General features: G+C 64.9%; 15 protein-coding genes. 5 read left to right on the forward strand and 10 right to left on the reverse strand.

Features of this window, described 5'->3' with window-relative positions:
• Nucleotides 1–6: 6 nt before the first annotated feature.
• On the forward strand, nucleotides 7–483 hold the full coding sequence (locus tag F600_RS0107715; protein ID WP_156024469.1) for a hypothetical protein: 477 nt from the start codon (nucleotides 7–9) through the stop codon (nucleotides 481–483).
• Nucleotides 484–489: 6 nt separating this feature from the next.
• Here the strand turns inward: F600_RS0107715 and F600_RS0107720 are convergent, their stop codons facing one another.
• Nucleotides 490–1,317: a hypothetical protein gene (locus F600_RS0107720; RefSeq protein ID WP_018160024.1), complete on the reverse strand. Its 828-nt coding sequence runs from the start codon at nucleotides 1,315–1,317 to the stop codon at nucleotides 490–492.
• A gap of 2 nt (nucleotides 1,318–1,319) precedes the next feature.
• A complete protein-coding gene (locus F600_RS0107725) occupies nucleotides 1,320–2,624 on the reverse strand; it encodes an MFS transporter (RefSeq protein WP_018160025.1) in 1,305 nt (434 codons plus the stop codon).
• Nucleotides 2,625–2,670: 46 nt separating this feature from the next.
• On the opposite strand from F600_RS0107725, the gene F600_RS0107730 reads away from it, so the two are divergent.
• Entirely contained in the window at nucleotides 2,671–3,273 is a 603-nt protein-coding gene (locus F600_RS0107730) for a YqgE/AlgH family protein (RefSeq protein WP_026306284.1), read from the forward strand.
• 78 nt (nucleotides 3,274–3,351) lie between these two features.
• Here the strand turns inward: F600_RS0107730 and F600_RS0107735 are convergent, their stop codons facing one another.
• From F600_RS0107735 to F600_RS0107765, 7 genes are all read right to left on the reverse strand, one after another.
• Complete coding sequence (locus F600_RS0107735) at nucleotides 3,352–4,329, reverse strand: bile acid:sodium symporter family protein (RefSeq protein ID WP_018160027.1); 978 nt, start codon at nucleotides 4,327–4,329, stop codon at nucleotides 3,352–3,354.
• A 14-nt stretch (nucleotides 4,330–4,343) separates the two neighbouring features.
• Entirely contained in the window at nucleotides 4,344–4,694 is a 351-nt protein-coding gene (locus tag F600_RS0107740; protein WP_018160028.1) for an SCO6045 C-terminal-like domain-containing protein, read from the reverse strand.
• Nucleotides 4,691–5,539, reverse strand: a complete 849-nt coding sequence (locus F600_RS0107745) for an MbnB/TglH/ChrH family RiPP precursor modification enzyme (RefSeq protein WP_018160029.1) — start codon at nucleotides 5,537–5,539, stop codon at nucleotides 4,691–4,693. Before F600_RS0107745 ends, F600_RS0107740 begins: the two co-directional genes overlap by 4 nt.
• A 25-nt stretch (nucleotides 5,540–5,564) precedes the next feature.
• Entirely contained in the window at nucleotides 5,565–6,482 is a 918-nt protein-coding gene (locus F600_RS30195; protein WP_018160030.1) for a TIGR04222 domain-containing membrane protein, read from the reverse strand.
• 54 nt (nucleotides 6,483–6,536) lie between these two features.
• On the reverse strand, nucleotides 6,537–7,514 hold the full coding sequence (locus F600_RS30200; protein WP_162141395.1) for a TIGR04222 domain-containing membrane protein: 978 nt from the start codon (nucleotides 7,512–7,514) through the stop codon (nucleotides 6,537–6,539).
• The gene (locus tag F600_RS32115; RefSeq protein ID WP_018160032.1) at nucleotides 7,511–8,431 is read right to left on the reverse strand and encodes a TIGR04222 domain-containing membrane protein; all 921 of its coding nucleotides are present in this window, start codon (nucleotides 8,429–8,431) and stop codon (nucleotides 7,511–7,513) included. Before F600_RS32115 ends, F600_RS30200 begins: the two co-directional genes overlap by 4 nt.
• Nucleotides 8,432–8,505: 74 nt before the next feature.
• Entirely contained in the window at nucleotides 8,506–8,913 is a 408-nt protein-coding gene (locus F600_RS0107765; protein ID WP_026306287.1) for an SdpI family protein, read from the reverse strand.
• Between the two features lie 89 nt (nucleotides 8,914–9,002).
• Between F600_RS0107765 and leuS the strand changes: the two genes are divergently transcribed.
• Both leuS and F600_RS30210 read left to right on the forward strand, forming a co-directional pair.
• A complete protein-coding gene (gene leuS / locus F600_RS0107770) occupies nucleotides 9,003–11,741 on the forward strand; it encodes a leucine--tRNA ligase (protein ID WP_051090769.1) in 2,739 nt (912 codons plus the stop codon).
• A gap of 40 nt (nucleotides 11,742–11,781) precedes the next feature.
• Nucleotides 11,782–12,183 carry an ester cyclase gene (locus tag F600_RS30210; protein WP_018160035.1) on the forward strand — a complete coding sequence of 134 codons (402 nt, stop codon included), beginning with the start codon at nucleotides 11,782–11,784 and terminating at the stop codon, nucleotides 12,181–12,183.
• Between the two features lie 40 nt (nucleotides 12,184–12,223).
• Here F600_RS30210 and F600_RS0107780 read toward each other — a convergent pair whose 3' ends face one another.
• Nucleotides 12,224–12,937: a hypothetical protein gene (locus F600_RS0107780; protein WP_156024470.1), complete on the reverse strand. Its 714-nt coding sequence runs from the start codon at nucleotides 12,935–12,937 to the stop codon at nucleotides 12,224–12,226.
• Nucleotides 12,938–13,081: 144 nt separating this feature from the next.
• On the opposite strand from F600_RS0107780, the gene ggh reads away from it, so the two are divergent.
• Entirely contained in the window at nucleotides 13,082–14,425 is a 1,344-nt protein-coding gene (gene ggh, locus F600_RS0107785) for a glucosylglycerate hydrolase (protein WP_026306288.1), read from the forward strand.
• Nucleotides 14,426–14,428 lie beyond the last annotated feature (3 nt).

Below are 14,428 nucleotides of genomic sequence, written 5' to 3' on the forward strand. Positions count from 1 at the left end.
GCGAGCGTGGCACCGCCAACTCCACCTCGCCTGGTGGCGTCCACGGCATGCTGGTTGACCGCAGCGGTGGTGACCCTTGGACTCTCGGTCGTTGGTCGGGATCTGCTGGACCCGGCGGCCGCCGCCCTCTACGACCGTCTGATCGCGGCGCCGTCCGCAGACCCCTCGCAGACCGACGCACTGCACGAGATCGCGAACAACGGTCCCATGTGGCTGACCTATGCCCAGTTGGTACTCGCGGTGGGAAACCTGCTCGCGGCCGTCCTGATGACCGGGCGTCGAAGTCTGTCGGCACGGACGGTTCTCGTACTCACCGGAACGGTGACCGCGGCAGTCAGTGTGCTGTTCTACGTCGTGATGCTGTCCCTGCCCCACAGCGACGCGATGCCTGTTCGGATCCTCGCGGAGGCCCAACTTCTTCTCATCGTCGCGGCCATCGTCCTCATGCTCGGCGGGTCGGTGACGAAGTGGCTGCGTCCCTGACGCTGCTCAGGAAATGACATACCGCGTTCCCGCAATGATGGCGTCGCGCATCTGACCCAGGTCGATCTGTCCCTTGACTGAGGGGAGGTCGAGGACAACGTGGACGGTCTCACCGCTTCGCCGTGCGTGCAGAATGCGAACGTCGTTCCCGATCGGGGTCAGCGGGAACGCCCACGACGTGAGCTTCGTGCGTGGGATGCGCAGTCCGTACCAGCGGCCGCGAACCACCTGTACGTGGACGGTGTCATCGGTCACGGAGGCATCGATGACCGCTCGAATTCTTCGCTGCCGGTGGTAGGCGACGAAGTTGTCAGGACCGGCGTCCGCCTTGCGCGGGGCCGGGTCATGGGCATAGAGCTCCCAGTCGAGACCCTTGCCATTGAGCCAGGACACGACCGACTCGACGACGAGGTCGCCGCGAAGTTCGATGCGTTCGACCCAGATCCGGGCTGGGACACCGGGTATGACCTGGACCCCTTCGGCGTGGATCCGGAGGTGGGACACCTCGAGGCCGTTCCAACTGAGATCGTCCAGGGTCGCGCGGACCGCCAGGCGCGCGCGGGCTCTCCGGACTTCGAGGCCGCGCAGCGTGCCCTGGATGACCCGGTCTTTGTACCGTAGATCGACGCGGCGCCCGAGCAGTCGTGGGACGAGGCCCTCGTTGATCGCGTACAGAACCGAGTCGGGCATCAGTGCCGTCGCAGTGCCGGCGCTGAGCGTGGCCAGCGGCTCGATGATCGATGCGGTCGTAGCTAGGACATGGTTGGCCAGGACCCAGCCCTGCTTGACTGCCCGCGACGGCAGTTCGCTGAGTCGACCGATCCAGGGAAGCATCTTCAGTCCTGAACGTCGCGCCGGTTGTTGGCGGCGATGGCGAACAGACCGGCGAGGTACAGCGCACTCGCGGCGATCGCCGCTGAGGTCAGTGATCCACTCGCGCTGACCCACACCGCCGCGGCTGCGGCAGCGGCCACGAACCCGATGTTGAACACGGTGTCCTGCAAGGCGAATACCTGTCCTCGGTGAGCGTCGTCGATGTCGATCTGCATGGCGGCATCTCCCGCCAGTTTGATCGTTTGCCCGGCGAAGGACAGCAGGAATGCCGCCGCGAGGATGGGGATGGGATGCACGGGCGCGACCAAGGTCAACTGGACGACGAAGGCGGCCGCGAGCGCGATCACGATGGTTCGGCGCCGTCCCAGCTTCGGGATGATCAGCGGCGTGAGCGTCGCGGCGATGAACATGCCCGCCGCGCCGCAACCGATCGCGACACCGAATCCGATGAATCCACCGGTCGCTGATCCGCCGCCGTCGCGCTGATTGAGACTCAGCACGAAGATCAACGTGTTGGCACCGAACACGAGACGGTGGACACCGAGACCCACCAGGGTCGTGGTCACTTCCTTGGACGACCACACCGCGCGGGCACCATTGAAGAGGCCGGCACCGACCGCCTTGACCGCTGCCAGTCCGGACGGGTGCAGTCGCGCATCGTCGGGACCGAGGAATCCCCGACGGAAGCCGACCAATGCCAGCGCACAAATGAGGGATAGGACAGCACTCACTCCGACGGCGGTCCCGGATCCGGTGTCCCCCTCCCCGATCGCGGAGATGATCGCGACTGCTGCGCCCGCACCCAAGCCAGAGCAGATCGCCGCCGACGTTGCCAGCGCGGCATTCGTCGGCACGATCCACGACTTCTCGACGACGTGTGGAAGGCTCGCCCCGAGGCCGGATAGCACGAATCGGCTGATCCCGATCGCGGTCAGTGACACCACGAGCGGAACCGCGGTGTTGACCCCCAGGACCAATGTCGCGGCCGTCGCGAGGATGAGGACAAGTCGTAGGACATTGGCGACGAAGAGAACGAACCGGCGGTCCCAGCGATCGAGGATCGCGCCCGCGAACGGACCGACGAACGAATATGGCGCGAACAAGATCGCGAACCCCGCCGCGATCTGAAGCGGATCCGAGTGCCGTTCGGGGTTGAACAAGATCGCCCCGGACAGCGCCGCTTGGAACATTCCGTCGCCAAACTGACTGGCCCACCGGATCGTTGCCAAGCGAGCTAGCCCAGGGTGATTCCGGAACGCGAACCGTAGCTGCCGGGTGACCCCGGACGGCCGCGTCGTGTCGCTCACCCTTGAACCTTTCAATGCGAAGATCGTCGTCTTGCCAGATGATTGGATGGTGCCCGCGTCAGAGGAACCCGGAGGCTGGTCGTACGACGATGCGCCGCGCGCCGGCGATCTGCTCGTCGCTTCGACCGATCTCCACGAGCCGACCTTCCGACGGACCGTCATCTACATCATCGAACACAATGAGGCAGGATCGCTCGGCGTAGTGCTGAACCGCCGAAGTGATACGGCACTGCACAACGTCTTTCCGGCATGGGAGTCCCTGGCTCCCCGTCCCAAAGCCGTCTACGTCGGCGGTCCAGTGCGTCGCGATTCGGCAATCTGCTTGGGCGTCCTACGACTCGGGGTCGATGCCGAGGGCGTGCCCGGCCTCCGGCGAGTCGATGGCCGGGTGGTCATGGTGGACTTGGACACCGATCCGGAGTCACTGGCCACTGTCCTCGAAGGGATCCGTGTGTACGCCGGATATTCGGGGTGGACCATGGGACAGCTGCAAGGCGAACTCGACCGCGACGATTGGTTGGTCGTGTCCTCGCGCGCCCAGGATGTCCTGTGCCTGCCCCGCGAAGACCTGTGGGCCAAAGTCCTACGACGGCAGCCAATGCCCTTGGCCATGATCGCGACGCATCCGATCGAACTAGATCGGAACTAGGTCTGCGCTGTCCAAGGACCCCCGGAGTCTAAGTGGGCATTCTTTCGGCGTGCCACCGAAGGATTGCCCACGGAACAACTACGCAGTTGCTGCCGCATGCTCCCAACGCTGGGCTAGGACAGCGCACACGATCAACTGAATCTGATGGAAGATCATCAACGGCAGCACGATCATGCCGATCGGGTGACCGGCGAAGAGAACGGACGCCATGGGGAGTCCGCTCGCGAGGCTCTTCTTCGATCCGCAGAAGACGATGACGACTCGGTCTTCGCGCGCGAACCCCAAAGCTCGTCCGGCCAACCACGTCACGCCGAGGACGATCGCGAGCAGCAGAGCGCATAGAAGGACGATGGCCACGATTCGCCACAGTGACAGATTGCTCCAAACGTGCTCGCGTTGCGACGCGCTGAAGGCGCTGTAGACCACGAGAAGAATCGAGCCACGATCGATGGCCTTGGTCTGCTTCGAATAGCGCGCCACGACGTCTTTGACCCAGGGTCGGAGCAACTGTCCCAGCAGGAACGGCAACAGGAGTTGAACCACGATGTTCACGACGGACCCAGCGTCGACCGTGGCCTTGCCCGTGGTGTTCATGAGGGCGATGACCAGAAGCGGCGTGATGAAGACACCGAGCAGGTTCGAGATCGACGCGCTCACCACGGCCCCGGCGACATTGCCCCGTGCGATCGACGTGAAGACGATGGACGACTGAACCGTAGACGGCACTAGACAAAGGAAGAGCAGACCCGTGTAGAGGCCGTCCGGAATGAGGGCGGGACTTGTGACGGTCGCCGCGAGACCGAGCAGCGGGAACAGCACGAAGGTCGAAGCGAGAACGACCGCGTGGAGTCGCCAGTGGGCCAGGCCGGCGAGAGCCTCGTTCGGCGAGAGCCGCGCACCGTAGAGGAAGAACAAGGCTGCGATCGCGACCATGGTCACGACCTTGACCACATCGGCAAATGTCCCAGAGGCCGGGAACACCGACGCCAGGATGGCTACCCCGATGATCGCGAGAACAAAATTGTCCACGATCGGCGGTCGGCTGGGGCTCGCCATCTGGTCGGTCCTCCTCAGTGGCCGCGCAATCTCAGTCGCAGCAAGCGCCGTAGCGATCGCCGGGATTTCTCGGGCGGCGGGATGATTCCTTCGGAGATCAGGTGATCTCGGAAACTAACGGTATCTGCCGCGGTCGTTGTCTTAGGACGTGAGGATGCCCACTCGCGGAACCTGGCCGCGAACTCCGCGCCGAGTTGGTACGTCAGATCGGGTGCCCGGTGGGCCACTTCGCCGGCCCGCTTGTTGAGGAGAGCTACGGCTGTCGCCTGCAAGGCAAGTGAATCGAATCCGGCCGGCGGCGGGCCGCCTGCGACCAGCGCAGCGACCAGAGCCTCTTGTTGCTTCGCCAACTCTTCCCGCGTCACGGGACACTCCAGGACGTGCCGGCAGTGATCCGAGGCAGCCGCGCAGCGTCGGAGATCGCGTCGAGTTCGCCGAGAATGGCGCTCGCCGCCGGGAAGTTGCCATCGAGTTCGAGCATGAGCGGAGGCGGGGTGGGAAGCTCTCGGATCATCGCGAGGACTTCCTCGGGGATCCGATCCGTGTGGGTGTCGTGGTAGCGGCCGCCCTCGAGACGCCCTCCGGCGACGTGGCAATAGGCGACCCGTTCGAGCGGCATGGACGCCAGCTCGGCGATCGGATCGACGCCGCGATTGCGTGCATTCGCATAAATATTCGCGATATCGAGCAGAAGGTAGATTCCCGTAGATTCCACTAACTCGGTCAGGAATTGGGCATCGGTGAACTCGGCGTCGGGCCAGTCGAACAGTGCCGCGACGTTTTCCAGCGCCAAGGGAACGGACAGTTCGGCCTGGACCTGCTTGATATTGGCGGTCAGGACATCGAGCGAGTCCCTGGTCCGTGGGACAGGCAGAAGGTGACCCGCTTCGACTCCGCCCGCGCGGACGAAGGAGATGTGCTCGCTGACCAGCGGTGCAGATAGAGCCTCCGCGCACGCGGCGAGATGCTCGATACGGGTCGGGTCGAGCGGCTCTGCCCCACCCAGGGACAGACCGATCCCGTGAGGTATGACATGCACGCCTCGTGACCTGAGTCGGGTCAGCTCCTCTGGAACGTGCATCTGATGCTTGTGCCGGTGCAGATTCTCCGCGATGACCTCGCAAAAGCGCAGGTCATCGAGCTCGTCGATGATGCCGGCGATCTCGGAACGCCAGCCGATGCCGACGGACGGCGTGCCCAATGGACTCATTCGCCGCCACCTCCAGGTTCATGGATCACCCGCCACCTCCACCGCACCCGCCGCCTCCACCGCAGCCGCCGCCACCACACGACGAGCCGCCACCACTGCCGCAGAGACCGCCGCCGCCTCCTGCACCGCCACCCCCAAAAACCCCGTAAGGGTCGCCGCGGGTGGCCCAGCCAGTCCGATTGATCGACAGCCACAGCGGTTCCGCGAACTTGCTGACGCCTATCGTTTCTGCGAACGAGGGCTCCGACAGCCACAAGCTCGCCCCGCCGAATAGCGCCGCACCGACACCGGCATGTGCGGCGCCATAGGACGACATCGCCGGTCGATATCGGGGTTGGAGGAACAAGTACCTGCGTCGTGCAGCCTCGAGCGTCCGACGTCCCGTGGCGGTTGTCCGGAGCGGACGGAGGGTCAGTCCTAGGACAACGACCGAGCACACGATCATCGTGAGAACTAGTCCACGGGACTCGACGGGACCCTCTACGAGTTCGAAAACACCGGCGGCCAGCGCAGCGAGGACGGGCAGCGACGTCCAGAGCAGCAGCCGGTCGACACCGCGGTTGGGTAACAAGCCTCGGGACTGCAGCGAAGCTTGAACCGCCTCGAGCTCCGGCTGGACCGCGACACGGACGTCGCTCAGCTGGTGTGCACTCAGATCGGCGTACCGGGCCCGGAGTGCAAGCGCGAACGCGTCGAGGGATCGGAGTTCAGAATTCGACGGGTCTGAGTGCACAGTCCCGTAGGAGAGAAGTCCCGCTGAGGACAGCTGCGCGAGCCCGGCGAGGATGGCGCGCTCGTCACTGATCAGCGCACCCAGCTCGGACGGTGTCAAGGATGTGACCGGCTGAATCGACCTTCCGCCGCGTGCCACGTACTTCCGGGTAACGATCGCCATGACGCACGCCGCAGCCGACCCGAGCGAATAGAGCGCGACGGTGTTCATGCCCCATTGTCCGCGATCAAGGTCAACCACGCCTGTCGTGCGAGAGTCATACGGCTATCCACCGCAGCCGCCGCCACCACCGCAACTGCTTCCGCTGCTGCAACTCGACGACGACGAGCAACTCGAGCTCGAGGAGCTGCCGGACGAATCCCACGTCGACGACGAGGAGTCCGAATATCCGGTGCTGACGTGGCGGTTCACCTCACTGGCCTGCGCAAACTCGGGGTCGAGAAGCCATAGTGCGGCCCCTCCGAACAACGCGGCCGACAGTCCGGCGTGCGTGGCGCCGTAGGTGGTCAGCGCCGGCTGCTGTGCGGGATTGAGGTACCTAACCTCGTGGCGCGCCTTTCGGAGCGCCGCCCGGCCGCGGGCTGTCATTCGGGGCTTACGGAGGAATGCCAGCCAAATGAGGGCCTGAATCACGGTCAGAACGACCAGGAACGCGACAGACTTGCCGTTCGCAAGTCCGGCCACGATGCGGGCAACGCCGAGGATGAGGACGAGATCGATCGGGACGGCGGCGAGGAGCAACGCACCGCGCAAATTCGGACCGGCGAGGTACCAACGGTTGGTGAGCGAGGTCCGGATCTCGGCGAGCGGTGTGTCCGACAGCGGGACAAGCGCCCGGACCGTGGGCGTGGACGCCGAGTACCGGTTGTAGATCGCGACTGCGAAAGGGTCGAGATTGCGCTGGTCGTTGGCATTGAGCGGGCGTAGCTTGCCGGTGTTGCCGATGAGTCCGGCGGCCCGCAATTGGGTGAGCGCCGCGACGACTGCGCGGTCGTCGCTCAGGAGCATGCCCAGCTCAGAGGGAGTGAGAACCTCGCCGGTGTCGCCACGTCCCCAGAACCGGGTCAGGAAGATACGCAAGACGAGGGACGCGACGAACGCGGTCACGGCCAGCAGGACGTAGATCCCGAGGAAGTCGGGCCCAGAGATGCCCCAGGTATCGGCGGCCAGGAGTTCCTTCATGACGTCAGTATTGGGCACCATCTGCGACGGTGCAGCGTTGGACCCCTGGTAGAGCGTCACCCACCACCCCCACAGCCTCCTCCGCCACAGCCGCCGCCACCGCATCCACTGCCGCCCCCGCAGCCGGAACCCGCACCGCCTCCGCCGCAGCCACCGCCTGACGCGGAGTGACTGACCATCGGTGAGTCTTCGATCTCCTGACTGAGGTGGCTCATACTCGCGAACGGCGGATCAAGCAGCCACAATGCCGCTCCGCCAAAGAGCGCGGCCGCCAAACCAGCGTGGGCGGCCCCATACGTCGACAGCGCGGGGCTGTTCGCGGGATGCAGGAAATTCAGCTGGCGATATGACTGGCGAAGAACCTGTTTTCCGGTGCCGGTGATGCGTGGCACCCGCAGGAAGAAGACCAGGACGGCAATGACCGCCAACAACTCCAGCACGATGACCCAGCTATTCGGGTCCTGGTTTGAGCTGCCGATCAATCCGAGGGCACCGAGAAAGAAGACGCCAAGAACGGGAGCGGCGGTGAGGTAGACACGCAGGCGAAATCCTGGCCCGGCGATCAGATTTTCGTCAACGAGGGCATCGTGAAGCCGTCGAAGGTGGTGCCGGTTCGCCTCCGCCACGGACTTTAGGGTGCGCACTCTCGGATCGGCGTACGCGATCGACATCTCGGCCGCCAGTGGGTCGATGACCGTATGGTCACCGTCGGTCGGCCGACGGAGGAGGCCCGCTTTGCCAACGATCCCCGCGGCGCTCAGCTGGGCCATTCCGGACATGAGCGCGTGGCCGGGACTCACGAGCATGCCGAGTGCCGACGGGTGGAATCGATCGGTGTTGGGGACGCGACCGGCGGACCGCACCGCGGCGAGGCGAAGAATCACACTCGCAACGACCGCACCAAGAATCAGGCAGAGATAGGTCGCCGGGAATTCATTCCACGGAATCCCGAAGAATGGGGGCCGGTCGCTGCTCATGTGATGAGTATCGGCATCCCCCGACGCGTTGTTTGTCCTGCGAATGCAGGATCACCGTCGCAGTTCAGCGCGGGTCAGGCACCCGCAGCCGGAGACTCGCACGCGTCGCGCAGACTGCAACCGCCGCACGACTGCCCGCACGAACCGACGGAAGCCTGCGCCTTCGCCGCGCGTGAACCCACCGTTGCGCCAAATCCGGCCACGACGACCGCGGTGATGATCGCGAGGATCGCGACGATGGCGCCGGTCAGGCCGCCAATGACGTTGATCGTGAGCCCAGCGGCACCGAGCAGCACGCCGGCGAGGATGGTCGTCGGCGCCGCGATCTTGTTCGCCAGGCGGAACGTGTCCTCGTTCTTGAGCGCCTCGGCCGTGCGGATTCCCACGAAGCGGTTCGGTGCGAGCAGGCCGAAGAGGGCCGCGATCCCGGTCGCCACCACGACGACGCCGAGTACCCAGAGCACAACCGATACGGCAATCACGTGTGCAACCTTACGTCCCTGCTCGCAACCTTGGGTTCGGAGGCCTGAGAAGGACGTCTTACCCTGTATTGGTGACTGAATCCGCCAACATGCCCGGCTTTCGCTACAACGCCTCTCTCGCGGGAGACGTGGAACGGCGCTGGCAGGAATTCTGGCGTGAGCAGGGCACGTTCAACGCGCCGAATCCGGTGGGCCCGTTGGCTGGCGATGTGCCCGCCGACAAGCTGTTCGTATTGGACATGTTCCCCTACCCCAGCGGTGCCGGCCTGCACGTCGGACACCCGCTCGGCTACATCGCGACCGATGTCTACGCGCGCTTTCACCGGATGCAGGGACACAACGTCCTGCACACCCTGGGATATGACGCCTTCGGTCTGCCCGCCGAGCAGTACGCGGTCCAGACCGGGACGCACCCTCGCACGACGACGGAAAACAACATCAAGACCATGCAGGGACAGCTGGACCGGCTGGGCCTGGGACATGACCGTCGTCGCGTCATCGCGACCACGGACACCGACTTCTACCACTGGACGCAGTGGATCTTCCTCACGATCTACAACTCCTGGTATGACACCGAGCAGAACAAGGCCCGGCCGATCAGCGAACTCGAGGTCCCCGCGGACCTGAGCGCGGACGAGCGACGGGTGTACATCGACTCCCGTCGTCTGGTCTACCGCTCCGACTCGCTCGTGAACTGGTGCCCGGGTCTGGGCACGGTCCTCGCGAACGAGGAAGTAACGGCCGACGGCCGCAGCGAGCGCGGCAACTTCCCGGTGTTCCGCAAGCACCTCCAGCAGTGGATGATGCGGATCACCGCGTACTCGGACCGACTGATCGATGACCTCGAGTTCCTGGACTGGCCCGACAAGGTCAAGTCCATGCAGCGCAACTGGATCGGCCGTTCGCGCGGTGCCGAGGTGACCTTCAAGGCCGACGGTCACGAGCTCGAAGTCTTCACGACCCGCCCGGACACGCTCTTCGGTGCGACCTATGTCGTCCTCGCGCCCGAGCACCCGCTCGTGGACACCCTCACCGCTGCGTCCTACCCCGAGGGGGTGGACAGCCGCTGGACGTTCAAAGCGGGCACTCCGGCCGAGGCGGTCGCGTCCTACCGCAAGGCGATCGCGGCGAAGTCGGATCTCGAGCGCCAGGAGAACAAGGAGAAGACCGGCGTCTTCGTCGGTGAGTACGCGATCAACCCGGTCAACGGGCACAAGCTCCCGATCTTCGTCGCTGACTACGTCCTCATGGGCTACGGCACCGGCGCGATCATGGCTGTCCCCGGCCACGACACCCGCGACCACGACTTCGCTTCGACGTTCGGACTCGACATCGTCGAGGTCATCAGCGGTGGCACCGAACTCCCCTATATCGGCGACGGCACGTTGGTGAATTCGGACTACCTCGACGGTCTGTCGGTCGACGAGGCCAAGGCCAAGGTCATCGCCCAGCTCGAAGCCGATGGGCTGGGACAGGGCAAGATTCAGTACAAGCTGCGCGACTGGCTGTTCGCCCGCCAGCGCTACTGGGGTGAGCCGTTCCCGATCGTGTACGACGCTGACGGCAACGCCATCGCGCTCCCCGATTCGATGCTGCCGGTCGAGCTGCCGCAGGTCGATGACTACGCGCCGGTCAGCTTCGATCCCAATGACGCCGACTCTGAGCCGTCCCCTCCCCTGGGCAAGGCCACGGACTGGGTCCACGTCGAACTTGACCTGGGCGACGGACTGAAGTCCTACACCCGCGACACCAATGTCATGCCCCAGTGGGCTGGGTCATCCTGGTACCAGCTCCGGTACATCGACCCGACGAACCCGGATCAGTTCTGCGCGCCGGAGAACGAGGCGTACTGGGTTGGTCCGCGCGGGGCGAATGACCCGGGCGGCGTCGACCTGTATGTCGGCGGCGTCGAGCACGCGGTTCTGCACCTGCTCTATGCCCGCTTCTGGCACAAGGTTCTCTTCGACCTGGGCTATGTCAGCTCGTGGGAGCCGTTCCGCCGGCTGTTCAACCAGGGGTACATCCAGGCCTACGCGTTCACCGATGCGCGCGGTGTCTACGTGCCGGCCGCTGAGGTGACCGAGGAGGGCGGCAAGTTCTTCTACAACGGTGAAGAGGTCAAGCGCGAGTACGGAAAGATGGGCAAGTCGCTCAAGAACGCCGTCGCGCCGGACGAGATCGCCGAGGAGTACGGTGCTGACACGCTGCGCTTCTACGAGATGTCCATGGGACCGCTCGATGCGTCACGTCCCTGGGCCACCAAGGACGTTGTGGGTGCCCATCGCTTCCTGCAGCGACTCTGGCGTGTGGTGGTCAACGAGGACACCGGCGAACTGCGAGTAACCGACGACGACCCGGACGACGCGACCATGCGTCTGCTCCACCGCACGATCGACGGAGTCACGGGCGATTACGCGGCCCTCCGGGACAACACCGCTGGCGCCAAGCTCATCGAGTTGACGAACCACCTGACCAAGCAGTTCCCGAACGGAGCTCCGCGTGCAGTCGCGGAGCCTCTGGTGCTGATGCTCGCGCCGCTGGCACCGCACATCGCGGAGGAACTGTGGTCGCGACTGGGTCAGGACAAGTCCCTGGCCCACGGCCCATGGCCAGTTGCGGATCCCGCGTGGCTGACCGTGGACACCGTGGAGTACCCGATCCAGGTCAACGGCAAGGTGCGCAGTCGCATCTCGGTCGCGGCCGATGCCGACCCGGCGTCGGTTCAGGCGGCGGCCCTCGCCGACGAGAAAATCGTGGCGCTGCTGGACGGCAAGGAGCCACGCAAGGTCATCGTGATCCCGAAGAAGATGGTGAACGTCGTCCTGTAACCAGGAGCGGTGCCGAATCGATCAGGCGATGATGGCTCGTATGGGTGCTGTAGAGAACCGTGAACTCGTCTGCCGATGGATCGACGGCTGGAACGCAAACGACACGGCCGCCGTCCTGGGCGACGTGTACGCCGAGGACTGGATAGACGGAGATTCGGCGCAGGGTCCGCATGGTCACGATGGGGTCCGAGCATTCGTGGACGCGTACCTCGGTGCGTTCCCTGACCTGCAGATCAAAATCCTGCAGCTGGTCGCCGACGACGAATTCGTCGCTCTCCGTTGGTCGGCGAACGGCACGCACACAGGTCCGCTGTACGGACGGCCACCGTCCATGGCGTCGGTTTCGTTCACGGGTCACACCATGCATCGGATCGCCCACGGTAAGATCGCCGCGACCTGGCTGCAGGTCGACACCACCGGCTTGTTCAATCAGCTTCGGTGAACTGCCAGATAGCGCCGAGGATCGATAGCGTCGAGGTTGCCTAGTTCAGCGGCGGGATGTTGATGCCGATCGACGGCAGGAGCCCGGGCGTGGTGGTCGTGGTCGTTGGAGCAGTCGTCGTCGACGGTGTGGTCCCGCCCGTCGCCACCGGTGGCGCCGCGGTGGTCGGGAGCACCGGGGTCTGATCCCGTGCGGGCGTGCGACATGTCCCATCGGCGTTGCGGGGACAGATTCCGCCGCCGGCCTTCTCCAAACCAACGATCTTCGAGATCCGCCACGCGCCGTCCGCGAAGGTGAGGACGACGGGCTGAAGGTCGAACGTGAGATCGCCGAGGTTCTCGCCCTTGGCATTCCGGATGTGCTGGGTCACCGTGACCCAGCGGGTGTACTGGGTGTACGTGTCCGTTGTCCCAGGGGCAGGCCGAATCGTGAAGGTCGGCGTAAGGAACGCGCCTTGCTTGGCCCAGGTGTCCCACTGTGCCGGTGGCTCGTCTTCGAGGTCGATCAACACCGGCAAGACTTCGGCGGTGACGTACGGCCGGGCCCGCTGGAATGCCGCGGCCTCAGACTTGTCAAAAGCCGGCCGCCAGGTGAAGAGGGTGTCGATCGCCGTCTTGAGGGTTTCGTCAACCCCGACGGGGAGTTCGTTCTTTGTCGCCGCGGCCTCGCCGAAACATCCGGTGAGAGTGAACGCGCAGGTCAGAAACAAGATCAGCGAGATGGCCATCCGGTGGAGTCGTGATGCTGTGCGCATGACTACCTCCAGCGCCTCGTTGCTTATGCAGTGGCGAGTTTAGCGTGGATCGAGGTCCCAACTAGGGACGCGAAAGAGTGCCGTTGATCACTGGGCCTGATCACTCAGCCGGAAAAATGGCGGCGACCTGCGCAAAATAGGACGATGAACCGTCGAGGATTTACCGCCACGCAACTTGCGGCGCGGGCCGCGTACATGTTGCGCGGCAACGACCTCGGCACCATGACGACCGCCGCGCCGAAGCTGTACCCGCACATGTGGAGCTGGGACGCGGCATTCGTGACCGTGGGACTCGCCGCCTTGAGCGTCGAGCGCGCGATTCTCGAGCTGGACACCCTGCTGTCCGCCCAGTGGCAGAACGGCATGATTCCGCACATCGTGTTCGCGAACGGGGTTGACGGGTACTTCCCGGGACCGGCCCGCTGGGAGGTCGCGCGCCTGACTCCGAACGCACCCACCGGTGTCGACACGTCCGGGATCACCCAGCCGCCGGTCCATGCGATCGCGGTGCAACGCATCCTCGACCACTCGCGCCGGCATGGTCGGACGACCCGCGCGATCGCCGACGAGTTCCTCGACCGCCGGTGGCAGAACCTCATGCGTTGGCATCGGTGGCTGGCGACGGCACGGGATCCGGAGCGGAGAGGACGAATCCGGATCTACCACGGGTGGGAATCCGGGATGGACAACTCACCGCGGTGGGATAGGGCGTACTCAGGGATCCGTCCGGGCGCGGTTCCGCCCTATGAACGTGCTGACCTGAACTTCGTCACTGACGTTTCGCAGCGGCCCTCTGACCTCGAGTACGACCGCTACCTATGGCTGGTCGAACAGATGAAGTCGGTGTCCTATGACGACGAATCAATGTCCGGGGTCATGGACTTCGCGGTCGAGGACGTCTTCGTCAGTGCGATCTTTGCGCTGGCGTGTGAGGTGCTCGCCGAGATCGGCGAGGAACATTCGAAACCCAAGAGTGATGTCCGCGATCTGCGGGAGTGGGCCGAGCGATTCCGTGTCGGTGTCGCCGCGACGGCCGATTCTCGATCCGGTGCCGCGCGCGATTTCGACGTCCGGTCCGGCCGTTGGATCGGAACGGAGACGCTCGCGATGTTCGCGCCACTGCTGTGTGGTGGCCTACCGCGGGACACCGAGCGCGCGCTGCTTCGCACTTTCGAGGGACCGCGCTTTTGTGGACATCCGGATCTGTTGTTTCGGGTGCCTCCGTCGACGTCGCCGGTATCGCGCGACTTTCGCCCTCGGGAGTACTGGCGGGGCCCGGTCTGGCCGGTGATGACGTGGCTGTTCTCGTGGGCATTCGGTCAACGCGGATGGGTTGAACGTTCGCTCGCGCTTCGGGCGGAGGGTCTGCGCCAGGCGAGCGACGGTACGTTCGCCGAATATTTCGAACCCTTCACCGGTGAGCCACTCGGCAGCATGCAGCAATCGTGGACGGCCGCGGCGGTCCTGGATTGGCTGGGCTTGCCGTGACAC

The organism is Smaragdicoccus niigatensis DSM 44881 = NBRC 103563, assembly GCF_000380645.1.
In the GTDB taxonomy this organism is placed as follows: Bacteria; Actinomycetota; Actinomycetes; order Mycobacteriales; family Mycobacteriaceae; genus Smaragdicoccus; species Smaragdicoccus niigatensis.